The following is a 23,959-nucleotide window of genomic DNA, read 5'->3' on the forward strand; positions in this document are numbered from 1 at the left end:
GTTGAGAAGGTTTATGGTATAATGGAAAAAAACTGATTTTTAGATGGAATGATGGTTATGGGCAAAAAGCCGGATATGCCTCTGGTGAGGGCATTAAGACGATATGCGAAGAAACGTTCAACCAGGTTTCACATGCCGGGTCACAAGGGCGGCAGGGGTGTTCTGCGGGATTTTAGAAGACTTTTTAAGAAAAACATTTTAAATTGGGATGTGACGGAAATCCCTGGCATGGATAATCTCCATGAGCCCCAGGGAGTCATCAAAAAGGCCGAAGAAATGCTGGCAAGACTTTACGGTACCGACAGGTCTTTTTTCCTGGTGAACGGCTCCACCTCCGGAGTGCTGGCCATGATGGGTGCAGCGCTCAATCCCGGTGACAGCGTGATCATATCCAGGGCCAGCCACCGCTCGGTGCTGTCGGGGCTGGTTTTGACCGGGGCAAGGCCGGTTTATGTGATGCCGGAGTGGCATGAGGAACTCGGGGTTTACACACAAATTACGCCCGAGGTTCTGCGAAAGGTTATAAAGGAAAACCCGGGAGCCAGGGCCATTGTAATTACAAATCCCACATATCAGGGGTTCTGTCCGGATTTAAAGGAGATATGTGAAATAGCCCGGCAGAATAATATGCTGGTTCTGGTGGATGAGGCTCACGGTCCGCACCTGGCTTTCAGCCCGCATTTGCCGCCAACTGCTGGGGATTTTGATGTAGATGTCTGGGTCCAGAGTCCCCATAAGATGCTGTCATCCCTTACCCAGAGCGCATGGCTTCATGTGAAAGGCGAAAGGATAGATAAAGAGAGGCTTTCCTCATATCTTGGCATTGTTACCAGCACCAGCCCTTCTTATATCCTCATGGCATCTCTGGATTACGCCAGGGCATTGATGGAAAGGCGCGGCAGGCATCTTGTAGAAAAGGCTTTAAACATGGCCGGCATAGCCAGGACTTTCATAAACATGCATACTGATTTTTATTGTGCCGGAGATGAACTAAAGGGCAGAGCGGGAATATCCGATATAGACCTTTCCCGCCTTATGGTGAATGTGTCGGGAGCGGGTTTCACCGGTTTTGAAGTGGAAAATTTGCTGAGGCGTAAATTTAACATATATGCAGAATATGCGGATTTATGCAATGTTTATTTTCTGGTGACCTCAGGGAACAACAGCAAAGACATCAGGAATTTGATAGATGCTTTAATAGATATATCAAAGCATAAAATAAAATATAAAGATTATAGGTATTCAAGCACCGGGCAAGGACATACAAATATCCATGAATTACTCGTCAACCTTTCCACCATCATGAAAAAACTTCCACAAAAGGCTATGGAACCCCGGGAAGCATTTATTTCCAGGGGTGAATGGGTGCCTCTAAAGCATGCCGAAGGGCGAATTGTGAAAAAAGCTCTGGTGCCTTATCCGCCGGGAGTACCTCTGCTTACACCTGGGGAAATGGTGGAAAATGAGGATATCGGTGTGATTAAAAGACTCATAGAAGCGGGTTGCTCAATGCAGGGAATTGATAACAATAATAGAATATATGTAACTGTTCATTAAAATTCAAAAGAGGTATTTTATGAAGGGAAAATTCATAACCATTGAAGGCCCTGACGGAGCCGGCAAGACCACCCAGGTGAAAAAAATCTATGAATACCTGACTTCCAGAGGCAGGAAGGTGCTGGTGACCAGGGAGCCGGGAGGCACCGCCCTCGGGGAAAAGCTCAGAGAAGTGCTGCTTTCTCTGGCGGGAGAAAGCCCGGTACCCGAGGCCGAAGCCCTTATATATGCCGCATCCAGGGCTCAGCTCATAAAAAATGTCATATCGCCGGCTCTTTTACGAGGAACTTATGTCTTGTGTGACCGCTTTGTGGATTCCAGCCTGGCCTACCAGGGATGGGCCCGGGGTCTTGGCATTGAGGAGATACTGGGGATAAACCGGTGGTTTATAGGAGAATTGTGGCCGGACCTTACCATACTGTTGGATATAGACCCCGAAGTATCCCTCAAAAGGCTTGAGAGGGCAAGGGACCGCCTGGAAAAGGAAACTCTGGAATTTCACAAAAGAGTGCGGGAGGGCTTCTTAAAAGTGCGCGAGATATTCCCCGAAAGGATAGTGGCGGTAGATGCCTCCAGAAGCCCCGAGGAAGTCTTTGATAGAATATCCGCATATATCCGAAAGATGTTATGAGGAAAGGGGAGATTTGCATGAAGATGGTCATGGCGGTAGTCCAGGACAGCGATGCGGCCAGGCTGATAGAGCAGCTTACCGAAAACAAATTCGGTGTCACAAAGCTGGCCAGCACCGGAGGGTTTTTGAAGAGCGGCAACACCACGCTGATGATAGGGGTGGAGGAAGAGCGGCTGGAAGAGCTCATAAGCCTTATAGAAAAGGTGTGCCGCCCCAGAAAGCAGGTAGTGACTCCATTTCCCGGCGGTCCCGGAGATGCCTATGTGCCTTATCCTATAGAGGTGACCGTGGGAGGAGCCACAGTCTTTGTCCTGAACATCGAGAGGTTTGAAAAGATATGAAGGTAAATCTTTCGCCGGAATTTACCCTGCCCAGGGATATTGTACCCAGGTCCAGGGGCTCTGCCGGGACTTTTGATGAACACCTGCGGGCAATGACAGAAATCCATTTAAGGGAGCGGCTCGACGGGGAGCTGGCGGCCATACATGAACAGGGCAGGAGGATGGCCAGGAACATGAGCCTTTCGGATTTGAAAAAATACCGGGACATGGTGGCAGGTTTTTTGAAGCTCTGCATAGCCGGAGGCCTGAGCTGCAAAGAAGAGAGGTTTTCCTCGCGCTACGGCAGGACAAAGGTGCTAACCATTATAAAAACCGTTAACCAGAAGCTGCTGGCTATGGCTGAAGCCCTCCTTTCCGATAATAAGGATTCTCTTAAAGTCCTGGCCCTGGTGGATGAAATCCGAGGGCTTTTGCTGGACTTGTACGCATGAGGTGGTATTTTGGAAAAATTTTTGGAGACGCTTAAGGCAGGATTTGTTTCCCATGCTTATATATTTCTGGGGCCTGACGAAAGAGTTGAAAAGCAGGCAAAACTCCTTGCCAGAACAGTGAATTGTGAAAATGTTGAGCTTTCTCCTTGCGGTTTTTGCGATAACTGCCGAAAGATATTAAACGGCATTCATCCGGATGTGATGGAAATTTCTGCCGAAGGGGCTTCCATAAAGATAGATCAGGTGAGGAATCTCATACAGAGTTTTGCCGAAAAACCCCTGGAGGCTTCAAGAAAGGTATATATAATCCATGAGGCCCATAAGATGACCCCTGAGGCTCAGAATGCCCTGCTTAAAACTCTCGAAGAACCCGCCTCGCAGAGTACGGCGGTGCTGCTGACCGACAACCTTAAGCTGCTGCTTTCCACCGTAATATCCAGGTGCCAGGTGCTGGACTTTAGCTCTGCATCCCGAATGAATCCCCTTTGTGTTGAAACCAGGCAAAAAATTGCCGGCATGGTGCTGGAGATGGCAAAAAATCCTGAGATAGATCCGGGAAGCATGGCGCGTCAAATTGCAGAATTCGGAGAAGAACCTGAACAAGTCCTGGATTTTTTATCGAGTTTGTATAGGGATATCCTGGCGGTAAAAACTAAAAGCAGGGTATCTGCAATCAATGCGGACCTTTCCGATGTTATATACCGGTGTGCGACACATATTACCGAAAAGTCCGCCGTAAAAGCCCTGGGCAGCGTTTTTTATCAAGCCAGGGCTGTAAAATCCAGAGGCAATCAGAATCTGATATGGTATAATCTGCTCATAGAGCTCCAGGAGGTGGTATAAATGGTAACAGTAGTGGGAGTAAGATTTAAAAAGGCAGGGAAGGTGTATTATTTCAATCCGGGGGCTTTAGAGCTGGCACCGGGAGACAGGGTCATAGTAGAAACCAGCAGGGGTATAGAATACGGAGAGGTCGTGACGAATCCTAAGGATGTAAAGGAAGAGGATATAATCTCGCCTTTAAAGGATGTGATCCGCAAGGCCACACCGGAAGATGATGCGAGAGTGGAAGAAAACAGGATAAAGGCCAGAGAGGCCGAAGAAATAGCCCTCAAGAAAATAGAAAAACATGGCCTTGACATGAAACTGGTGGATGTGGAATACACCTTTGATAACAGCAAGCTTATTTTTTACTTCACCGCCGACGGACGGGTGGATTTCAGGGAACTGGTAAAAGATCTGGCATCGGTATTCAGGACCCGCATCGAACTCCGCCAGATAGGCGTGAGAGACGAGGCCAAGATGCTGGGCGGTATAGGTCCCTGCGGCAGGATGGTGTGCTGCAACACCTTTCTGGGGGATTTTGACCCCGTATCCATAAAAATGGCCAAACAGCAGAACCTTTCCCTGAACCCCGTTAAGATATCGGGGCTGTGCGGAAGATTGATGTGCTGCCTTAAGTTTGAGAGCGATTCCTATGATGAAGTGGAGGAAAAATTTCCGGATATGGGCGCCAGGGTGATTGCCCCCGGTGGCGAGGGAATGGTGGTGGCCGTGTTCAAATCCAAGGGCACGGTAAAAGTCCAGCTGGACGAGAACAATGAGGTGGAAGAGTATCCTGTAGAAGAGGTGGCGGTAAAGGAGTCTTGACTAAAAGCGCCGGAAGATCTATCATATATAGTAGAATACCACTACGGGGTATTTTATTGAGGACATTCCTCCGACTACCCGTATATCAGAAGCCAGATGTCAGAAGTCGGAGGTCGGAATAGAAGGATTTGCCTTTTCGGCAAATCCAACTTAATCTGACATCTGAAGTCCGACCTCTGCTGTAAGGAAGTGCGTCCCCTAACCTTGAAAGGAGTGATGGTATGTTTCCGTATTTTTACTGGGATTCAACCATGATTTTGTTGCTGCCGGCCTTGATTCTGGCTTTTTATGCTCAGGCTAAAGTCAGTTCCACTTTTGAAAGGTATCTCCGGGTACCGGCCAGAAACGGCCTTACCGGTGCTGAGGTAGCCAGGGAGATCCTGAGGCTCAGCGGCATCCATGACGTTTCGGTAGAAATTCAGGGAGGAAGGCTTTCGGACTATTACGACCCCAGACGAAAAGTTCTAAAGCTTTCTTCCGATGTGTATAACGGCAGGTCCCTTGCGGCGCAGGGCGTAGCGGCCCACGAGTGCGGCCATGCCATCCAGCATGATGTGGGGTATGCGCCCCTGGCTATAAGAAACTCCATAGTGCCGGTAGCCAGTTTCGGCTCTCAGCTGGCATTCCCGCTGTTTTTCCTGGGGCTGTTTCTAAGAGGAGAATTCCTGATGACCCTGGGGATACTTCTTTTCAGCGCGGCGGTGCTGTTCCAGCTCATAACGCTGCCGGTGGAATACAATGCCAGCAGCAGAGCGGTGACAGTGCTGGAGGGCCACGGGTTCATAGACAGGGATGAAGCCAGGCCGGTGCGGAAGGTGCTGGGAGCTGCAGCCCTGACCTATGTAGCAGCGACCCTCATGGCAGTGATGCAGCTTTTAAGGCTGCTGGCCCTGGCCGGCATTTACCGGGATGATAGGTAATATATGATTCCGAATAGAACTCCAGTATCCGGCTTCCGAATGTCGACGTGTTTTTAAACCACAATCAATTTAATAAAAGTTTGAAAAAAGTGCAGGAATTTAGGCAGGGGTAAGTAATTCCCTGCTTTTTTTCTCATATATTGAAAAAAGATGGAACTTTTTTTGCATTTTTTCGTCTATATAATAGAACAAAAATTATATTCATTTTTTAAAACTATTTTAATACAAATATGGTATAATACACCGTGAGGTAAAAAAGGGATGTAAAAAGAGGGGAGGGAAGCACCCGGTTTGACCTGAAAGGAGCCAATATGGGCTGCTAAACCGGGTCAATCTGTTGAAGGCGTATTTAAAAACAGCGCTCATTATATTTATGGTCTTGATACTGGTAACGGGGTGTTTTAACAAAAAACCTGTTGATTCCATACAACCCGGGACCGATTCTTCCCAGGAAAAGCCCCGGGGGGATTCGGAAATCCAGCAGGATAACCCAGGCGCTTTAAATACCCCGCCGCAGCAGCTTGCCGCCAATATGGTGATACGGGGCATAAAAGATGACAGCCTGGGGCTGCCGGTGGCCGTGTGCCAGGATAAAGATGGGAATACATATGTGCTGGACCTTTATTCCACCGACGGCATTGTAAAGGTGTTCGACTACCAGGGTAAATACCGGATGAAGATGGCCCCCCTGCAGGCCCCCGAATCCCAGCCGGTGGATGTGGCGGTAGACGGTCAGGGCGATGTATACGTAGCGGACCTGGGAATGAGGGCGGTATTCAGGTACGGCCATGAAAAGCCAGAGGAGAAAATCCAGCCCCAGGAGGATTTCTATCCCAGAAGCGTGGCGGTGGATTCCCGGGGGAATCTGCTGGTACTGAGCTTTGACAGGGTATATAAATTTTCACCGGACGGCAGGGTGTCTTCCTTCGGCGAAAGCGGGGATGGTCAAGGACAGTTTGGCGCGGCGGGTTCGGAATTTTACACCGGCCCCAGCGGTATTGATGTTGATGAATATGACAACATCTATGTGGCCGATACCCTTAACAACAGGATTCAAAAATTCAGCCCCGACGGAAAATTTATAAAGGCATATCCTCTGCGAGATACGGACAGCCCCCAGGATGTGGTGGTGGAGGCGGGAGGAAACATCTTTACCGTCACATCATCGGGTAATCTTATAGAGCTGAACTCCGAGGGCAAGGTCCTGAAGACCACGGAACTGCAGGAATCTTCCCGGGATGGCTGGGGATTTGTGGGCATTGCCGGCGGCAGGGAAAACACCCTTCTAATGGTGGCGGCAGGTCGGCACCAGGTAAAGGTGTTCTCGAAAGACAGGGAAGTTTATTCCATCAAGGGGGACATGTCGGGGGGTTTCATATACCCTCACAACATTGCCGTCAATGAGGATAATGTGGTAATAATCGGAGGAGATCCCTTTTCTTCCGACGACCTTAACAACCGGGTGATGATGTTCGATAAAAAAGGTACATTAGTAAGCGAAATCTTTTCGGGATACAGCGGCGGCAGATTTTTTGGACCGAGGGATGCGGTGTTTTTAAAGGACAGGCTTTACCTGCTGGACCTGGATATGATTTCAGTTTTTGATAAAACCGGCGGTTTCATAACCAGTTTCGGAGGAAGGGGAGAAAACCCCGGGGATTTTGGGGTATATGACAATTACGGCCAGGAACAGGGGCCTGCTGGCATTGCTGCAGGGGCTGACGCCGAGCTTATAATAAGCGATACTTACAATGACCGCATCCAGAAAATTACCATTGAGGGAAAATATGCCGGCGGCTTTGATGTGAGCTCTCCTGGGCCCATCACTTCGGACAGGGATGGCAATATATATACTGTGCTGCCGGGGGAAGCCAGGGTTGTCAAGTTTTCTCCTGAGGGCAAGAAACTTCTGGAATTTGGGAAGCCCGGCATGGGCGATGGGGAATTTTTCCTGGAAAACGGCGAGGGTGACCTTCAGGGGCCTGATGGAATCGCTGTGGATGACCAAAAAGGACTCATCTATGTATCGGATACTGCAGCCCACCGCATTGAGATATTTGACAGCCAGGGAAATTATGTAAAATCCATCGGCGGCTTTGGCACCGGGGAAAATGGATTTTATTATCCCAGAAGCCTGGCGCTGGACCGGGAAGGTTTTCTGTGGGTGGCGGACTCGGGCAACCACAGGGTTGTACGGCTGAATGTCAGATGAGATTTAAGGGAGGTAAAGAACCTCCTTTTTTTTATTAAAGATGCTAATCTCATTTATTGAAAAACCACCGCGCTGACTAAATGCCGGAGGGTTTGTTTTTTTTTACGCAAAGAAGGAATAACTGAAATTGCGTAGAATATCTTATATTTAATATTCTTTTATAAATTATTCACCATTAATCATCATGGGAAGTGTGAAATAAACTTGCTTCACACCTCTCACATCAAATCCGGGAGGGGCATATGCAGAAATTAAAAGTCGGTATTATAGGTGCGGGCAGAGGCGGCAGCGCTCTACTGGAGACATTAAAGGATTTTGACAATATTCAGGTAGTTGGCATAGCCGACATTGAACGGAAGGCTCCGGGGATGAAAATAGCAGGGCAGCGGGGCATAAGATGCTTTGATAGTGCCGAAAAACTTTTGCGGGAAAGCCAGTTGGATGTGGTTTTTGAGGTGACAGGAGATGACGGCCTGGTAAAAGAGCTCCGGAGCATGATCCCGGAAAGTACCACACTGGTGGAGTCCAGGGCTGTAAATATCATGCTTACCATTATCAGGGAGCGAAAAGAGCTGCTGGAAATAAAGGAGATAAAAGAACAGCTTTCCATAATCCTGAACTCCGCCCAGGAAGGTATCCAGATGGTGGACCGCAACGGAATCATAAAATATGTGAATCAGGGATATACAAGGATTACCGGTATTCCCGCCGAGCAGCGTATAGGCACCAATGTGTTTGATGTGTCCCCCGATGGCGCCCTGGTGGAGGTGTTGAGGACGGGCAAACCCTGTTTAGGCAAGAGAAACAGGGCGGTGGGGTCCAATGCCGAGGTCATTTCCAACGCATCCCCCATCGTTGTAAACGGCAAGATGACCGGAGCTGTGGTGGTGTTTCAGGATATCAGTGAGATCATCCATCTTACCGAAGAACTCCGGCGTTCCACCTCTGTCATCAATGGATTGAAGGATGAAATAAAAAAGCTAAGCGAAGGCCAGGGGAAATTTGAGGATATAGTGTGTCAAAGCCAGAAGATGAAGAATATTATAAATTTAGCACAAAAAGCTGCCCGGGAGGACACCACCATCTTGATCACAGGGGAGAGCGGTACCGGCAAGGAAATCTTCGCCAATGCCATCCACGCTGAAAGTCCCAGAAACGGCAAGCCCTTCATCAAGGTGAACTGCGCCGCTATACCTGAAAATCTTCTGGAAAGCGAGCTTTTCGGTTATGAGGCCGGAGCATTCACCGGTGCCGGAAAGCTCAAACTGGGGAAATTTGAACTTGCTTCTGGCGGTACCATATTCCTAGATGAAATCGGGGACATGAGCCCGGTGCTGCAGGCAAAACTTTTAAGGGTTATCCAGGGTCAGGAAATTGAGCGCATCGGCGGCACACACCCCATAAAAATCGATGTAAGGATAATTTCCGCCACCAACAGGGACCTGGTGGACCTCATTCGCCGCGGCCGCTTCCGGGAAGACCTTTATTTCCGGCTGAATGTAATAAACATTCACATTCCACCTTTGAGGGAAAGAAAAGAAGATATCCCGGCCCTCACCGATTTATATATTAATTTCTTTAACCGAAAATTTTATAAAAATGTGAAAGGGGTGACCAATAAGGCGAGGGACATGCTGATGTCCTACAACTGGCCGGGCAATGTGAGGGAGCTGGCAAACATCCTGGAGAGGACCATCCTCATGGCCGACGGGGAATGGATCACCGAGGAACTTCTGATACCCTACTTCGAACAGTTCAAAGGCCGGGAAAAGGCCAGGGGCGGCATACTTCCCCTGGAAGAAATGGAAAAGCGCATGATAAAGAAGGCCCTGGAGGAATACGGCACCAGCGTGGAAGGCAAGCGCAAGGCCTCCGAAGCCCTGAAAATATCCCTGGCTACTCTGTATAATAAATTAAAAAAATATGGCATCCGCATATAAGTCGGTGGAAGAAATATATAATTTTTAGAAACACAATTATAATTTTTGGAATGTCTTTTAACTCCAGTTTTCTAAAAATTCCGCTGGTATAGCTCAGCAGAAATTATAAAAACTAGAAATGCCGGCTTTCAGGGACTGCTTTCCGGATTGAAAATAACGCCCATCTTTTTGGCATCGGATTTGCAAAGAATATTTACAACCTGATATACAGCTTTTGTACTTAATTTCGTATTTAAGGCAGCTTTTTCAAGCCAAAGAGAGGAGCAATTTCGATGAAATCTACCGATGTAGTGGTGATCGGAGGAGGGGTCATAGGCTGTTCCGTAGCATACCATCTCGCAAAAAGGGGAATTGATGTCACCATCGTCGAAAGGGACGATATAGCTTCGGGAACCTCCGGAGCATGTGATAAGGCTGTCCTTCTGCAATCCAAAAACCCTGGGCTGCACCTGGAGATGGCCCTTGAAAGCGTCAAGCTGTTCCCCCAACTTCAGAGGGACCTGGATACAGATATAGAATTTAAAAATAACGGCGGCATGATAGTCATAAAAACTCAAGAACAGTGGCAGGTTATGCAGGGATTTGTAGAAAGGCAGAAAAAAGTAGGCCTCTGGGTAGAACTTCTGGGACGAGAACAGGCCCTCCAGCGGCAACCGGCCTTTGCACAGGATATAGTGGGTTCCACATACAGTCCCATGGACGGTGAAGTGAACCCCATTAACCTGACTCTTGGGTTTTTCCGCGGGGCCAAAAAATACGGGGCAAAACCACTGCTTTCTACGGAAGTCAGGGGTATAAAGGTGGAAAAAGGCAGGGTCAGCTCGGTTTTGACCACCGGGGAGGAAATACTCACCAGATTTGTGGTAAATGCCTGCGGTGTTTATGCACCGGTCATAGGCAGGATGGTAGGGATCGATATTCCTATTATCCCGAGGAGGGGACAGATAATAGTGACTGAACCGGTACCCCCTCTCATCCATGGAGATGTGAACTGTGCCAGGTATATAACCGCCAAGTTCAAACCTGAGCTCCTGGGCAATGATGAAAATGCCAGGCTGGGCATCGGGCTTTCACTGGGACAGACCGAAAACGGTAACCTGCTCATCGGGGGCACCAGGGAGTTCGTGGGTTATGACAGGAGAACCACCCACAGGGCCCTCCGGGCCATATTAAAACATGCTGTCAGCCTGGTGCCGGCCTTGAAGGATATCAGCATTATACGCAGCTTTGCCGGGCTCCGGCCCTATACGCCCGACGGCCTCCCCATACTGGGAGAGGTTGAGAACCTCAAGGGGTTCATTATGGCTGCGGGCCATGAGGGAGACGGCATAGCCCTTTCGGCCGTAACCGGCAAAATAATATCCGAAATCATTGCTGACGGCCGTACGTCATTAAATATTGACATGGGGAAATTATCTCTTTCAAGATTTAAGGAGGAAGATATACATGGATTTCGGGAAAGTCATAACTGCTATGGTAACGCCGTTTGATGAAAATCAGGCGGTGGATTTTGCGGCTTTTGAAAATCTCATAGAGCACCTCATAAAAACCGGTACCGATACGCTGCTCGTCACCGGTACTACTGGAGAATCACCCACCCTTTCCGATGAGGAAAAACTAGAACTCTTCAAAGCAGCAAAAAATATTGCGGGTACCAGGGCAAAGGTCATTGCCGGCACCGGTTCCAATTCTACCCACCACAGTATAGAACTTTCTCAAAAGGCGGAAAAAATCGGTGTAGACGGCCTCCTGCTGGTATCTCCCTATTACAACAAACCCACCCAGGAAGGTCTTTACCAGCATTTCAGGATGATAGCCCAATCGGTGGATATACCGGTGATTTTATACAACGTGCCCGGCAGGACCGCTGTGACCATAGAACCGGAAACCCTGGGCAGACTTTCGGAAGTAAAAAACATAGCGGCGGTAAAGGACGCGGGAGGCAACCTCGATAAGACCAGCAAGACCAGGGTTCTGGCCCCGGACCTTACCGTCTACAGCGGCGACGACAGTCTTACCCTCCCTATGCTCGCCTTAGGAGCGAAGGGCGTCATCAGTGTGGCGTCCCATATAGTGGGCAAAGACATAAAAGAGATGATTGAGGCCTTCGAGAGGGGAGACCATAGGAAGGCTGAAGAGATCCACCTGAAGCTGTTCGATCTTTTCAAGGCGCTCTTTGTCATAACAAATCCCATACCTGTCAAAGAAGCCCTCAACATGATGGGAATAAAAGTGGGAGGTTTCCGTCCGCCGCTCACCCCGGCCGATGAAAAGACTAAAAAGATGCTGGAAGGAATTTTGAAAGCCCGAGGGCTAATACAATAGGATTCATACACTACGGCAGTTTCTGGCCTGTAAACTAAAATTAAAGCGGCCCGGGATAATCATGTTTACTATAACCCAGTGAAAATTTCGCCGGTGGTTATCGTAGGGATTAATAGTGTGGTAATACATATAGAGTACAGGTGGTTATCCCGGGTGCTTTTAACAATAATCATGCCATGAGAGGAGGGACGTAAGAAGGTTTATAAATGTAAGTTCAGTTAATTTTCATGAATATTACAAAAAGGAGGTAAATTCATGAGTCTTACGGCAATTGTCTGGATTATCACTATTGTCTTCTGCGGCATTTTTCTATGGATTTCCTTCAAGGTTCAGGACTCTGCCAGCCAGAGTTTTTCCAACTATGCCATAGCCGGCGGAACACTGCCTATATACCTTATTTTATTTACGGATATCGCCACCATCATGGGGGCAGGAAACTTCATAGGCCATGCTGCCCAGGGCTACAAGATAGGTCTTGTGGACATACCTTTCGTTTTCGGAGAACAGGGCTCCAAGATAATTTTCGCTCTCATATTTGCAGGCCTTGCCGGCAGATTCACCTACAACACCCTCTCCGAGATGATGGATGATCTGCTGGTGAGGGATAAAGCCACAAGAGCTATTGTGGGCGTCCTTACCGCCAGTATTATGATAGCCTGGGTAGGAGGCCAGGGCAAGGGGTTGGGCGACATTTTTGCCACCTTCACCGGTGCCAATCCGATTCCCATTATAATGCTCTTCAATGCGGTGTTTATCATATACACCTTCCTGGGCGGCATATATTCGGTGGTCTGGACGGACCTGTTGCAGGGCATCATCGTGGTGGTATTTGCTTTTATTTTCTACGGATTCGCCTTTGCGCCGGTTAATTTTTCTCTAGGTGTTCTGCAGCAGAAACTGGCAGAGGTGGGTGCTGCGAACCTGGGAACCCTCAGCAACGTGCCCTTTGCGGTTATACTCAAGAATTTTGTAACAGGATGTTTCGGCATCCTGGCAGCCCAGATTTACTGGCAGAGGTGCTTTGCCGCCAAGGATTCGGGCACCGCTCGAAATGGCATGCTGGTCAGCGGCATTGCGGCGGTTATTTTTGTGAGCATGACAGCCATGGTGGGCCTTGTGACAAAGGTGTTAAACCCCAATCTGGCAAATCCCAACCAGGCCATGCCCTGGCTCATGATGAACTATACTCCCACGTGGGTGCTGGCTGTAGTTTTTACACTGATTCTGGCCGCGGCCATGTCCAGCGCAGACTCCAACCTTAACTCTGCGGCGGTTATACTGGTTAATGACCTGATAAAACCCTTCGCTCCTAACAAAACAGATAAGGAACTGGTGAATTATGCAAAGGTATTGACAATAGTCGTAGGCATTTTTTCCACCCTGGCAGCCATTTACGCTTCCAGCATCATCGGCCTTTTCTCCAAGGCGTACACCATGGCCGGCGGCGGCATCGTGCCGGTACTTCTGGTGGGCCTTCTGTGGAAGAAGACCGGCGAACCCTTCACCATGGGCACCAAGAATAGCCGCATAACTCCCTGGGGCGCCCGCCTGGGCATAATAGTGGGTTCCGTTGTATCCCTTTCAAAATACGGTATACTCTGGGGTGTCGTCATTTCAGCCATAGTGACCATTGTAGTTTCACTCCTCACTCCCGATGTGTCTGAGCCGATAGCCCCGGATACAAAAGCGGCTTAAGGGATTTCTTGAGTTAGTCTGGAGTCATCTTAACGGAAACTAACAAAATAAAATTTAGCTTAGCAAGACCGGCAAGATAATACTTGTCGGTCTTTTTGCTTATACAATAATTTGATACAATAAATTAAAACAATAATAGAGGTGAGGATTATGGGTGGTGTCAGAGAAGCTCTTGAAATCCACATTAAAAGAGTCGAAAAAAAGAAACTTTATGAAGAAATGAAAGCCGCTGCTCAAGATCCGCTTTTTATGAGGGATTTAGAAGATTCTATGAAGGATTGATATGACAATACTTGTAGAAGCCGCATGTATTTATATGAAAGTAGAGGTAGGGCGAACATGACAAATGTTGAAGCTTATCTTAAATCCCCCACCGAGCGGGTGGATGACCTATTGTGCAATGGCCTCAAAATAATCCAGGACAAAAATTCCTACTGCTTTTCCATAGATGCGGTACTGCTTTCCAATTTCGTGAGGGCGGGTAAAAAAGACCGCATAATCGACCTGGGCACCGGCAGCGGGGTAATACCCTTACTGCTTTCGGCCAAGACCGAAGCTCCGAAAATCGTGGGTATCGAGATGCTGGAAGAAGTGGCCGAAAGGGCGGAGCGCAGCGTACTGATGAATAATCTTAAAGGACGGGTAAAGATTATATGCGGGGACTTGAAAGAGGCTCCGCGGATTTTCGGGCGGGAAAGCTTTACCGTGGTGGTGACAAATCCGCCATATATGAGGATGGATGAGGGTAAAATCAGCCCTAAAAAGGATATAGCCATAGCCCGCCACGAGGTGGCCGCCACTCTTGAAGATGTGGTAAATGCCGCCGCCGGGCTTCTTACCTTCGGCGGAAAATTTTATATGGTGTACAGGACATGGCGCCTTACAGATGCCATATTTGAACTAAAAAACCGTGCCCTGGAACCCAAGTTGCTGAGGTTTATCCAGCCCAGGGCGGCAGATCCCCCCAACCTATTTTTGGTTTTAGCCCAAAAGGGCGCCGGCTCCGGGCTTAAAATCCTCCCGCCCCTGGTAGTCTATAATGATGACGGAAATTACACGGAGGAGATCAACAGAATCTACTTTGAAGACTTGAAGTCTTCCTCATCCTGAAATATTTAAATATGCTATAAATAATATTTTTAAATTTACATTTGGAGGGAGTTTGCGTGGACAAAAAAGGCACATTATATCTTTGCCCCACGCCCATAGGCAATCTGGAGGATATTACGCTCAGGGCCATCAGGGTTTTAAAGGAAGTGGATTTTATTGCCGCCGAAGACACCAGGGTAACCAGGAAGCTGCTCAATCATTATGACATTAAGACCCCTCTTGTCAGCTACCATGAGCATAACAAGAGGGAAAAAGGGCCAGAGATAATTTCTTTGCTTGAAGAGGGAAAAAATATTGCCCTGGTCACTGATGCGGGCACTCCGGGGATTTCCGATCCGGGGGAAGACCTGGTGAGGCTGGCGGTGGAAGCGGGGATCGCCGTGGAGCCCCTCCCCGGCGCCGCAGCTGCAATTTGTGCACTGGTAGCATCGGGAATTTCTACCGGGAGGTTTGTTTTTGAGGGATTTTTGCCGAGGAAAAAAAAGGAGAGAACCGAAAGATTGAAGGAGCTTTCTGCGGAAACCCGGACAATAGTGCTTTATGAGGCCCCCCACCGGCTGTTGAAGACCCTGAAAGATCTGGGGCAGGCTCTGGGAGATCGCAGTATTGCCATAGCCCGGGAGATGACGAAAGTCCACGAGGAATTCTTTCGAGGCACTGTCACGGATGCGGTGGCAAGATTTACCCGGACTCCGCCCAGGGGGGAACTGGTGATGGTCATAGAGGGCCGGAAGGATGATGTTGAAACAAACACCGTGACTTTCCCGACGGATACGGCATCGTGCCCTGAAAATCCGGAAAATAAAAGCCCGGCGGGGACCGGGCTGGATAGAAAAGATATCAAAATATATTTGAGAGAAAAACTTGAGTATTATACCTCCATGGGCTATTCCAGAAAGGAAGCCCTGAAAAAAACCGCCGCCGAAGCAGGCATCTCCAGAAATGAAGCCTACGATATACTGTTTCGAGAAAGCTCCGAAGTAGAGGAAAAGACCACTGAGCCAACTGATAATCAGTTCAAGCGTAAAAACTAAACGCAGCCGGAGATGGCCATATACACAAATCGGATTTTTAATAGTTATCAATGTTTTGCTGGAAATCATAAACCATCCGGGAGATATCGGCCAGGGTCTGCAGAGATACCGCTTCCCATCCATCCCGGGTGAATATGGTAATAATATAAGGACGTTTTCCAAAAACTATACCCACATCGTGAAACTTGTCATCCAGAGCTCCCATCTTATGGGCCACTAAGGTGCCGTCGGGCAAATCCTGAGGAATGCCTTCTTTGAAAATGGAATGTTCCATGAAATAAAGCAGCTCATTGCCGTAATCAGGATATTTTTTACTGAAGGCCAGCAGCTCCTCAAGGTATCTGCCCATATCTCTGGGAGTGGTAATATACAGGCCGTCTATCTTGCCAGTGGCGGAAGCTCCCAGGGATTTTTCAAAGGCAGTCAGCCCATCATGGTCGATAAAATCCAGAAGCATTTTCCAGGCCACATTGTCACTGTATTCGATGGAAAGGCGCGAAAGTTCCCTGAGGGTATACCTGCCCCCAAAGGGTTCGCCCTGGAGAATGCCGGTGCCCCGGGTGTAATATTCTTGTGTATAGGTGAGGGTAGCATTTAAATCTATCTTTCCTTCTGCCGCCAGTTCATAAAGGTATAGCACCAGCGGCAGTTTTATGGTGCTGGCGGCGGCATATACATTATCCGAGCCCAGCTCCAGGGTTTTGCCTGAATTGAGGTCCTTTACATATACGCTTATTTTTCCAGGCCTATCCTTGATATAGTTCTGCAATTCGAGCTTTAGACTTTCATAGTCCGGGCCGGTAGTGTTATTTGGGTCGCTGACAACCCCATCTTTCTTTGATCCCGAGGTAATGTCGGCATATGAAACCATCTGAGGTAGTACCCCAGCTGAAAATGTTAAAATAATAACAATTATAACCGGTAATACACCTGCCTTAAATATTCGTTTCATTTTTTCCTTCCCCCTGTGTAATGGTTTTTAAGTGCCACAATGCGGCTTCTATTTTATTATAAAGCCTGGCAAAGGGTTGTTCCATAGTAATTTCAGGATATTAAAAGGATTTTCGGAAAAAAAGTAGAACAATATAATTTATGACAATATCTGGTTAATATTATGGGGGAGAGGATAAAATGTTCGATATCATTATCAAAAACGGTAAAATCATAGATGGCACCGGGAATCCCTGGTTTTATGCGGACATTGCCGTAAAGGACGGGAAAATAGCCGCTATAGGAAAACTGGAAGGAGCCGAAACCCGGGAGGCCATAGATGCAAAGGGGCTGGTGGTTTCGCCGGGGTTTATAGACATTCATTCCCATTCGGACCTGGAGCCCATGGTGAACTTCCGCTGCGAGAGCAAGGTGCGCCAGGGGGTTACCACAGAACTGGTGGGAAACTGCGGGGACTCGGCGGCACCGGTGTTCGGCATGGCATACGACCAGCAGAAAGAATATATAGATGGCCATTATGACATCAGCTCCAACTGGCATACCGTGGACGAATACCTTTCAAAGATAGACAGGGCAAAGCCCGGCATAAATTACGCCACTCTGGTAGGCCATGGCACATTGCGAAAATCGGTGATGGGATATGAACGCAGGCCCGCGACAGAAGATGAGCTTTCCAGAATGAAGGACCTCCTGCGGGAGGCTTTACGGCAGGGAGCCTTCGGCATGAGCACAGGGCTCATATATCCCCCTGGTTCCTTTGCCGATACGGGTGAGCTCATAGAGATTTCTAAAGTGATGGCCGAAGAAGGCGGCATATATTCCACCCATATGAGGGATGAGGGAGAAAAACTGGAGGAAGCCGTGGCCGAAGCCATAGAAATAGGCAGAAAGGCGGGCGTCCCTGTGGAGATTTCCCACCACAAGGCCTGCGGGAGGAGCTATTTCGGCAGGGTGGAAAAGACCCTGAAGATGATGGAAAAGGCCCGGACAGAAGGCATCGATGTGACCTGTGATGTCTATCCCTATACGGCTACCGCCACTGGCCTTTCCTCCATAATCCCGGACTGGGCCCATGAAGGCGGCATGGAAAAGCTCCTGGATAGGATTCGGGATAAAACCCTCCGGGAAAAAATTAAGGAAGAGACCCATCCGGTGCAGATGGCATTGAGCGGCTATGAAAATATATATATATCCTGTGTGGGTAGCGAAGAGAACAGGAAATACCAGGGTGCAAGCCTTGCCGACATAGGTCGGGAACTGGAAAAAGACCCCCTTGATGCAGCCCTTGACCTCATTCTGGAGGAAAAGGGCGACGTGGGCATGATACGTTTTGCCATGGATGAGGAAGACGTAAAAAAGGTCATCAGCCACCGCCTATCCATGATAGGCTCCGACGGCAGCGCCCTGGCGCCTTATGGAGTGCTGGGGAAAGGCCATCCCCACCCCAGGAATTACGGCACTTTCCCCCGGGTAATCTCCCGGTACTGCCGGGAATTCAAAGTAATCTCCCTGGAAGACGCGGTAAAGAAGATGACGTACTTTCCGGCCTGCCGCATGGGCCTGTCCGATCGCGGACTTTTAAAACAGGGTATGGCTGCTGACATCACCATATTTGACTTTGAAAATGTGAAGGACATCGCCACTTATGAAAATCCCCATTCTTACCCCGATGGCATAAAATATGTTATCGTGAACGGCGTCATGGTCATTAAAAATGGGGAGCATACCGGCGAGCGTCCGGGGAAGGCGCTGAGGAGGCTGTAATGCAGGAAATTCAATAAAACATTAAAGCCTGAAAGTATGTAACGAATTCTGGCAAAGAAGGGGGTAGTATGGTTGTCGGAAGTCCTCAAGAACATGCAGGATACCGTTGTCAAATATGCCCGGGTGCTTTCTCGCATATTAAAGGTGGATGTGGAGATAGTGGATGACAGGCTCAACCGCATTGCCGGCACCGGCAGTTTTGAAAACAGGGTCAATACCGACATGTCCGATGAGGGATATGTCTACAGGACGGTACTGCAGACCGGAGAAAAGAAAATCATCAGGAACCCCGGCATGCATGAAATATGCATGCGCTGCCCCAAGAGGTACCATTGTGAGGAGACCTTTGAGATAAGCACCCCTATAAAGATCGGCGATGAGGTTATAGGAGTTATAGGCTTCGTATGTTTTGACCAGCAGCAAAAAAACCACATACTGGAAGACCTGGACACATATCTGGAGTTTCTGGACCAGATATCGGATTTAATATCATCTAAGGCCCTGGAAGAGATTGAAAAGGAGAAGACCCTAAACGCCTTTAATGAAAAAATCAACACAGTTTCAGGCTCTGCGGAGAATTTTGGCCTCGACAAAATACTGGGTGAATCGGAAAAGATAAAATCATTGAAAGAAAAGGTTAAAAAAATTGCCCGCTCATCTTCCACGGTGCTGATTACAGGGGAAAGCGGTACCGGGAAGGAGCTTCTTGCCAGGGCCATCCATATGGAGAGCTACAGGGCTGATGGTCCTTTTGTAGCCATAAATTGTGCCGCCATCCCCGAGACGCTGCTGGAAAGCGAACTGCTGGGATATACGCGGGGCGCCTTTACCGGTGCCGATGTAAGGGGCAAGATGGGCAAGATTGAGCTGGCCCATAAGGGCACACTTTTTTTTGATGAAATAGGAGATATGCCCCTCTACCTGCAATCAAAACTGCTTCGGGTGCTGGAGCAAAAAGAAGTAACCAGGCTGGGCTCCAACAAACCCGTGCCGGTGGATGTGAGGTTTATCGCTGCCACCAACAAGGACCTGGAAAGGATGATAAGGGAAAGGGCCTTCAGGGAAGACCTATACTACAGGCTCAACGTCATACCTCTGGAGGTGCCGCCCCTGAGGGAGCGCAAGGAAGACATAGAGCAGCTAACCAAGTTTTTTATAGAAAAGTACTGTCGGCTCTTCAACAAAAAGGTCATTCTAATTGATGACAGGCTATGGGAATACATGAAAATGTACGATTGGCCCGGCAATGTGAGAGAGCTGGAAAACACAGTGGAGTACATGGTGAATATGCTGGGAAGCGACGGAATAATAACTATGAGGCTTATGCCCAGGAAATTCATGGAAGACGCCGGGAGGGCGAAAGACGACATAGACAGCCTGGAAGAAATGGAAGCAAGACTCATAAAAAGGGCCCTGAATATTTACGGCAGAAATGTTACAGCAAAAAAGCAGGTGGCAAAAAAACTGGGGATCGGTATGGCCACCCTTTACCGAAAATTAAAAAAATACGGGTTTGATTAAAAAAATTTTATAAATTGACCGGATTTATCATAATGATAAAATAATTATCATATCGATAAATAATGCCCGGCCTCTTTATATTGCTGCAGGAAAATTGCAGCATATTTTTTTATCATATTGAGAAAAAATGTAAGAGTGTTGGTATAGAATGAATTTTAAAAGCGGCCCCGGGAATCGGAAAGACTTTAGAACGTCAATACAGGCACAGGTTCAGACAGAATTTACATTATATTTTTTATTTTGGCACGTTTATTGCATAACTTCATTAACATAAATGGGCAAAAGAGGGAGTTGATGTTTTAAAATGGCCCGGGTATTAATGTTAAAGTGCGTGCTTTGCGGCAGGACTTACAGGGAAAGGGAGGTGGACTACACCTGCCCCCACTGCGGGATGGACGGTACCCTGGACGTGCTCTACGACTATGATGAGATTAAAAAACATTTTACCAGGGAATGTCTCGAAAAAAGCCGGGATTTTACCCAATGGAGATACCGTGACATATTACCTGTAAATGATGAAACTAATATACAGCCCCTGGAGGTGGGCTTTACACCTCTCTATGACAGCGGGGTGCTGGCCCGGGAGTACGGAGCGAAAAAGGTGTACATAAAGGATGACGGCAGAAACCCGACGGCGTCGCTCAAAGACAGGGCCAGCGCCGTTGGAGTAGCCAGGGCTCTGGACTATGGCAAAAACACCATTGCTTGTTCCTCCACCGGCAATGCCGCCAGTTCTATGGCGGGATTTGCGGCGGTGGCAGGGCTTAAAAGTTTTATATTTGTACCCGAGAGCGCTCCGGAGGCCAAGGTGGCCCAGCTTTTGATTTACGGCGCCACGGTGGTGCTGGTGAAGGGAAATTACGAGGATGCCTTCAATCTGTCCACTGCGGCCATATACAAATTCGGTTGGTACAACCGAAACTGCGGCATAAATCCGTATCTGGTGGAGGGCAAGAAGACCTGCGGCCTGGAAATTGCGGAACAGCTGGGATGGGAGGCGCCGGACAGAATCTTCATTGCGGTGGGCGACGGATGCTGTATCAGCGGACTCTACAAGGCCTTTTACGACCTGAAAGCCCTGGGATTTATCGATCGTATGCCAAAACTTGTGGGAGTTCAGGCCGCCGGCAGCAGCCCCATATATCATGCATTTAAATACCATCTGCCAAAAGTGGAATTCGTGAAACCTGATACCCTGGCGGACAGCATAGCCGTGGGGGCCCCCAGAAATTGGGCCAAAGCGTTGAGGGCGGTGAGGCAAACCGCCGGAGATATGGTAACGGTCACCGATGAGGAGATCCTGGAGGCTATGAAGGAACTGGCCCGGAAGACCGGGGTTTTCGGAGAGCCCGCCGGGGTCACCGGATTTGCGGGATTCAAAAAAATGGCAAAAGAACGTTATATTGGCATGGATGAGCGTATAGCCATAGTAGTGACCGGCAATGGATTAAAGGACATCGCCAGCGCCCGCAAAGCTGTAGCAAAACCGATCCTGGTGGAACCGGATATAAATGAACTGCTGAAGAGAATATGCTGCTAGCAGAGAATACTTATCAGGGGAGGAAAATCATGGATAAAGAGCTTGTTTGGGGACCGACCTTTGAAGAAATGCTGCACCCGGAGAAAATTCCGGAAGAGATAAGAAAAAAGGCGCTGAAGGCCAGAGAGGAGGCACCCCTTGACCCTATAAACCTTTTCAACATCACCTGGAAGAAGCCCGATGGCACACCGTGTTATATGGTGCTTCCTAAAAAGCTTACGGGGGTGGATGCCAATATTATAGTGCTCTACGGCCGGGATTTCCCCACGGGGTCCCATAAGGTGGGGGCTACCTATGCCGTAACCGTGGAAAACCAGCTATACGGCCGTATAAAGCCCGGAGAGCATACTGTGGTATATCCTTCCACCGGCAATTACGGTATAGGCGGAGCATGGGTAGGGCCCAGGATGGGCTATGATTCTCTGGTTATTTTGCCGGAACTCATGAGCAGGGAGAGATTTGAGAAGATAGCAAGTTACGGTGCCAGATACATAAAGACTCCGGGATGTGAATCCAGTGTCAAGGAGATCTACGATAAATGCAGGGAGCTTTCAAAGGACCCAAAAGTTAAGGTATTAAACCAGTTTGAGGTTATGGCCAACTACAGGTTCCATTACTATGTGACGGGAAACACCATAGCGGAACTGATGGCGGACCTTAAGTCAAAAGGTATCGGCGATGGCGGCTGCGCGGCCTTTGTTTCCGCCATGGGCTCTGCCGGGACCATAGCCGCCGGCGACAGACTGAAGGAAGTTTTTCCCGGCCTCAGGATAGTAGGTTTGGAGCCCATTCAGTGTCCCACCCTTTACAGCAACGGCTACGGAGACCATGACATTCAGGGCATAGGCGACAAGCATGTTACATGGATTCACAATTGTCTAAACATGGATACCCTCATGTGTATAGACGATATAGAGTGCAAAAAGGGACTTCAGCTTCTGACAGACCCGGTGGGGATGGAATACCTGGCGGCAAAGGCGGGTATCGACGAAGAAGATGTCAAACAGATGGCCGCCATTTTCGGCATCTCTGGAGTATGCAATGTGCTGGGGGCTATTAAGGCCGCCAAATTCTGGCGCATGGACAGCCGCAGGAATATAGTCACCATACTGACGGATGCCATAGACAGGTACCATTCGGTGATGGCCGAACTCGATAAAAAATACGGCAGGATGGATATGGCCGGGGCGGCGTTGCGTTACCATAGCATATTCCGTGGCATGAAGCTGGACTACATCCAGGAAGGCACCGTGAACAACCGCGAACGATGGTTCAACCTCAAATACTACACCTGGGTGGAGCAGCAGGGTAAGACCGTGGAAGAGCTCAACGCCCAGAAGAGCAATGCATGGTGGCAGCAGGAAAGGGAGAGAGTCTGCGAGATAGATAAGCTGCTGAAAGCGGTCCGAGGGTTCTAAGATAAGAGGTGAGGAGATTTTTATGAAAGAATTCAATTACCACAGGGCGAAAACCCTGCAGGAGGCCCTTTGCTGGCTCCGGGACTTCAAGGGCGATATAAAGGTGCTGGCCGGAGGTACTGACCTGGTGGTGCGGCTGAAGGAGGATATGGTGAAGGAACACCATATCCTGGATATCAGCGGGATCGGGGAATTAAAAGGGATTTACAGGGATGAAGGTTACATCCATGTACTCCCCCTCACCACCCATGCCGAGATCGTAGAATCCCCCGAAGTGGCATCCTTCGCACCCATTTTGAGGCAGGCCTGCCTTTCCATAGGCTCCCCCCAGATAAGAAACCGCGGCACCCTCGGGGGCAATGTGGGCAACGCATCCCCCGCCGGAGACTCCATAGCGGCTCTCTACGCTCTGGAGGCCCGGGTGAAGATTGTAAGTTGCCGGGGAGAACGGGATATACCCGTGGAAGACTTGTTTGAAGGCCCCAAAAAGACAGTATTGTCTCCAGACGAAATTATATCCGATATTTACATGCCGGAGATGAAAGACGATGTAAGGGGAATTTTCAAAAAGCTAGGGCAAAGAGATGCCCTGGCCATATCGGTGGTCAATGTGGCAGTAAAACTAAAATTTGGCTCCGGCTCTAAAAAAATACTAAAGGCGATCATAGCCCTTGGCGCTGTGGCTCCTACGGTGGTCAGGGCCAGAAAGGTGGAAAGCGCGCTCATGACCGTTCAAATCGTTGATTTTTTGGACGCACCCGATTTTACCGGCAGGCTCATGAATATCTGCGGTACGGTCCGGGAAGAAGTGATGCCTATCTCCGATGTGAGGGCTTCTATGAAATATCGAAGGGACATAAGCGTGAACCTGCTGTATGAGGGCATGCTGGAACTGCTTACGGGTGCCGGGAGGTGATTT

At 48.8% G+C, this 23,959-nt stretch carries 21 protein-coding genes; 20 read left to right on the top strand and 1 reads right to left on the bottom strand.

Annotation, left to right across the window (positions count from 1 at the left end):
- The first annotated feature begins 57 nt into the window (after positions 1 to 57).
- The 15 genes from D2962_RS00110 (at position 58) to rsmI (ending at position 15,846) form a co-directional block, all read left to right on the top strand.
- On the top strand, positions 58 to 1,557 hold the full coding sequence (locus D2962_RS00110) for an aminotransferase class I/II-fold pyridoxal phosphate-dependent enzyme (RefSeq protein WP_245984808.1): 1,500 nt from the start codon (positions 58 to 60) through the stop codon (positions 1,555 to 1,557).
- A gap of 19 nt (positions 1,558 to 1,576) precedes the next feature.
- Positions 1,577 to 2,188 carry a dTMP kinase gene (gene tmk, locus D2962_RS00115; protein ID WP_122013749.1) on the top strand — a complete coding sequence of 204 codons (612 nt, stop codon included), beginning with the start codon at positions 1,577 to 1,579 and terminating at the stop codon, positions 2,186 to 2,188.
- A 17-nt stretch (positions 2,189 to 2,205) separates the two neighbouring features.
- Positions 2,206 to 2,529: a cyclic-di-AMP receptor gene (locus D2962_RS00120; RefSeq protein ID WP_122013750.1), complete on the top strand. Its 324-nt coding sequence runs from the start codon at positions 2,206 to 2,208 to the stop codon at positions 2,527 to 2,529.
- Positions 2,526 to 2,960 carry a YaaR family protein gene (locus D2962_RS00125; RefSeq protein ID WP_122013751.1) on the top strand — a complete coding sequence of 145 codons (435 nt, stop codon included), beginning with the start codon at positions 2,526 to 2,528 and terminating at the stop codon, positions 2,958 to 2,960. The genes D2962_RS00120 and D2962_RS00125 overlap by 4 nt, the downstream gene beginning before the upstream one ends.
- Before the next feature lie 9 nt (positions 2,961 to 2,969).
- The gene (locus D2962_RS00130; RefSeq protein WP_122013752.1) at positions 2,970 to 3,803 is read left to right on the top strand and encodes a DNA polymerase III subunit; all 834 of its coding nucleotides are present in this window, start codon (positions 2,970 to 2,972) and stop codon (positions 3,801 to 3,803) included.
- Positions 3,804 to 4,610 (top strand): PSP1 domain-containing protein, encoded by an 807-nt coding sequence (locus tag D2962_RS00135; RefSeq protein WP_120765163.1) that lies wholly within the window; start codon positions 3,804 to 3,806, stop codon positions 4,608 to 4,610.
- A gap of 221 nt (positions 4,611 to 4,831) precedes the next feature.
- Positions 4,832 to 5,530 (top strand): zinc metallopeptidase, encoded by a 699-nt coding sequence (locus tag D2962_RS00140; RefSeq protein ID WP_122013753.1) that lies wholly within the window; start codon positions 4,832 to 4,834, stop codon positions 5,528 to 5,530.
- Between the two features lie 337 nt (positions 5,531 to 5,867).
- Positions 5,868 to 7,742, top strand: coding sequence for an NHL repeat-containing protein (locus D2962_RS00145; protein ID WP_120765165.1), 1,875 nt, complete (start codon positions 5,868 to 5,870; stop codon positions 7,740 to 7,742).
- A 242-nt stretch (positions 7,743 to 7,984) separates the two neighbouring features.
- Complete coding sequence (locus tag D2962_RS00150) at positions 7,985 to 9,682, top strand: sigma 54-interacting transcriptional regulator (protein ID WP_120765166.1); 1,698 nt, start codon at positions 7,985 to 7,987, stop codon at positions 9,680 to 9,682.
- A gap of 272 nt (positions 9,683 to 9,954) precedes the next feature.
- A complete protein-coding gene (locus D2962_RS00155; protein ID WP_122013754.1) occupies positions 9,955 to 11,172 on the top strand; it encodes an NAD(P)/FAD-dependent oxidoreductase in 1,218 nt (405 codons plus the stop codon).
- Positions 11,129 to 12,007 carry a 4-hydroxy-tetrahydrodipicolinate synthase gene (gene dapA / locus D2962_RS00160; RefSeq protein ID WP_120765168.1) on the top strand — a complete coding sequence of 293 codons (879 nt, stop codon included), beginning with the start codon at positions 11,129 to 11,131 and terminating at the stop codon, positions 12,005 to 12,007. Before D2962_RS00155 ends, dapA begins: the two co-directional genes overlap by 44 nt.
- Positions 12,008 to 12,262: 255 nt before the next feature.
- Complete coding sequence (locus tag D2962_RS00165) at positions 12,263 to 13,702, top strand: sodium:solute symporter family protein (protein WP_122013755.1); 1,440 nt, start codon at positions 12,263 to 12,265, stop codon at positions 13,700 to 13,702.
- 150 nt (positions 13,703 to 13,852) lie between these two features.
- Entirely contained in the window at positions 13,853 to 13,984 is a 132-nt protein-coding gene (locus D2962_RS18965) for a hypothetical protein (protein WP_281273704.1), read from the top strand.
- A gap of 57 nt (positions 13,985 to 14,041) precedes the next feature.
- Positions 14,042 to 14,812 carry a tRNA1(Val) (adenine(37)-N6)-methyltransferase gene (locus D2962_RS00170; RefSeq protein WP_120765170.1) on the top strand — a complete coding sequence of 257 codons (771 nt, stop codon included), beginning with the start codon at positions 14,042 to 14,044 and terminating at the stop codon, positions 14,810 to 14,812.
- A 56-nt stretch (positions 14,813 to 14,868) separates the two neighbouring features.
- Positions 14,869 to 15,846, top strand: coding sequence for a 16S rRNA (cytidine(1402)-2'-O)-methyltransferase (gene rsmI / locus D2962_RS00175; RefSeq protein WP_120765171.1), 978 nt, complete (start codon positions 14,869 to 14,871; stop codon positions 15,844 to 15,846).
- 37 nt (positions 15,847 to 15,883) lie between these two features.
- Here rsmI and D2962_RS00180 read toward each other — a convergent pair whose 3' ends face one another.
- The gene (locus D2962_RS00180) at positions 15,884 to 16,798 is read right to left on the bottom strand and encodes a serine hydrolase (RefSeq protein WP_120765172.1); all 915 of its coding nucleotides are present in this window, start codon (positions 16,796 to 16,798) and stop codon (positions 15,884 to 15,886) included.
- A gap of 179 nt (positions 16,799 to 16,977) precedes the next feature.
- On the opposite strand from D2962_RS00180, the gene D2962_RS00185 reads away from it, so the two are divergent.
- The 5 genes from D2962_RS00185 to D2962_RS00205 all read left to right on the top strand — a co-directional run bounded on the left by D2962_RS00185 (position 16,978) and on the right by D2962_RS00205 (position 23,956).
- Positions 16,978 to 18,561, top strand: coding sequence for an N-acyl-D-amino-acid deacylase family protein (locus D2962_RS00185; protein WP_122013756.1), 1,584 nt, complete (start codon positions 16,978 to 16,980; stop codon positions 18,559 to 18,561).
- A 72-nt stretch (positions 18,562 to 18,633) separates the two neighbouring features.
- Entirely contained in the window at positions 18,634 to 20,082 is a 1,449-nt protein-coding gene (locus tag D2962_RS00190) for a sigma-54 interaction domain-containing protein (RefSeq protein ID WP_122013757.1), read from the top strand.
- A 304-nt stretch (positions 20,083 to 20,386) separates the two neighbouring features.
- On the top strand, positions 20,387 to 21,622 hold the full coding sequence (locus D2962_RS00195; protein ID WP_122013758.1) for a threonine synthase: 1,236 nt from the start codon (positions 20,387 to 20,389) through the stop codon (positions 21,620 to 21,622).
- A 29-nt stretch (positions 21,623 to 21,651) separates the two neighbouring features.
- Positions 21,652 to 23,040, top strand: coding sequence for a PLP-dependent cysteine synthase family protein (locus tag D2962_RS00200; protein WP_120765176.1), 1,389 nt, complete (start codon positions 21,652 to 21,654; stop codon positions 23,038 to 23,040).
- Between the two features lie 22 nt (positions 23,041 to 23,062).
- Positions 23,063 to 23,956, top strand: a complete 894-nt coding sequence (locus D2962_RS00205; protein WP_122013759.1) for an FAD binding domain-containing protein — start codon at positions 23,063 to 23,065, stop codon at positions 23,954 to 23,956.
- Positions 23,957 to 23,959 lie beyond the last annotated feature (3 nt).

The sequence above is a fragment of the Biomaibacter acetigenes genome, assembly GCF_003691585.1.
Classification (GTDB): Bacteria; Bacillota; Thermosediminibacteria; order Thermosediminibacterales; family Tepidanaerobacteraceae; genus Biomaibacter; species Biomaibacter acetigenes.

What these genes read in the sequence shown, in the direction of transcription:
- D2962_RS00110 (WP_245984808.1), top strand. Translation starts at nt 58, where the DNA reads ATGGGCAAAAAGCCGGATATGCCTCTGGTGAGGGCATTAAGACGATAT.
- tmk (WP_122013749.1), top strand. Translation starts at nt 1,577, where the DNA reads ATGAAGGGAAAATTCATAACCATTGAAGGCCCTGACGGAGCCGGCAAG.
- D2962_RS00120 (WP_122013750.1), top strand. Translation starts at nt 2,206, where the DNA reads ATGAAGATGGTCATGGCGGTAGTCCAGGACAGCGATGCGGCCAGGCTG.
- D2962_RS00125 (WP_122013751.1), top strand. Translation starts at nt 2,526, where the DNA reads ATGAAGGTAAATCTTTCGCCGGAATTTACCCTGCCCAGGGATATTGTA.
- D2962_RS00135 (WP_120765163.1), top strand. Translation starts at nt 3,804, where the DNA reads ATGGTAACAGTAGTGGGAGTAAGATTTAAAAAGGCAGGGAAGGTGTAT.
- D2962_RS00140 (WP_122013753.1), top strand. Translation starts at nt 4,832, where the DNA reads ATGTTTCCGTATTTTTACTGGGATTCAACCATGATTTTGTTGCTGCCG.
- D2962_RS00150 (WP_120765166.1), top strand. Translation starts at nt 7,985, where the DNA reads ATGCAGAAATTAAAAGTCGGTATTATAGGTGCGGGCAGAGGCGGCAGC.
- D2962_RS00155 (WP_122013754.1), top strand. Translation starts at nt 9,955, where the DNA reads ATGAAATCTACCGATGTAGTGGTGATCGGAGGAGGGGTCATAGGCTGT.
- dapA (WP_120765168.1), top strand. Translation starts at nt 11,129, where the DNA reads ATGGATTTCGGGAAAGTCATAACTGCTATGGTAACGCCGTTTGATGAA.
- D2962_RS00165 (WP_122013755.1), top strand. Translation starts at nt 12,263, where the DNA reads ATGAGTCTTACGGCAATTGTCTGGATTATCACTATTGTCTTCTGCGGC.
- D2962_RS18965 (WP_281273704.1), top strand. Translation starts at nt 13,853, where the DNA reads ATGGGTGGTGTCAGAGAAGCTCTTGAAATCCACATTAAAAGAGTCGAA.
- D2962_RS00170 (WP_120765170.1), top strand. Translation starts at nt 14,042, where the DNA reads ATGACAAATGTTGAAGCTTATCTTAAATCCCCCACCGAGCGGGTGGAT.
- D2962_RS00180 (WP_120765172.1), bottom strand. Translation starts at nt 16,798, where the DNA reads ATGAAACGAATATTTAAGGCAGGTGTATTACCGGTTATAATTGTTATT.
- D2962_RS00185 (WP_122013756.1), top strand. Translation starts at nt 16,978, where the DNA reads ATGTTCGATATCATTATCAAAAACGGTAAAATCATAGATGGCACCGGG.
- D2962_RS00195 (WP_122013758.1), top strand. Translation starts at nt 20,387, where the DNA reads ATGGCCCGGGTATTAATGTTAAAGTGCGTGCTTTGCGGCAGGACTTAC.
- D2962_RS00200 (WP_120765176.1), top strand. Translation starts at nt 21,652, where the DNA reads ATGGATAAAGAGCTTGTTTGGGGACCGACCTTTGAAGAAATGCTGCAC.
- D2962_RS00205 (WP_122013759.1), top strand. Translation starts at nt 23,063, where the DNA reads ATGAAAGAATTCAATTACCACAGGGCGAAAACCCTGCAGGAGGCCCTT.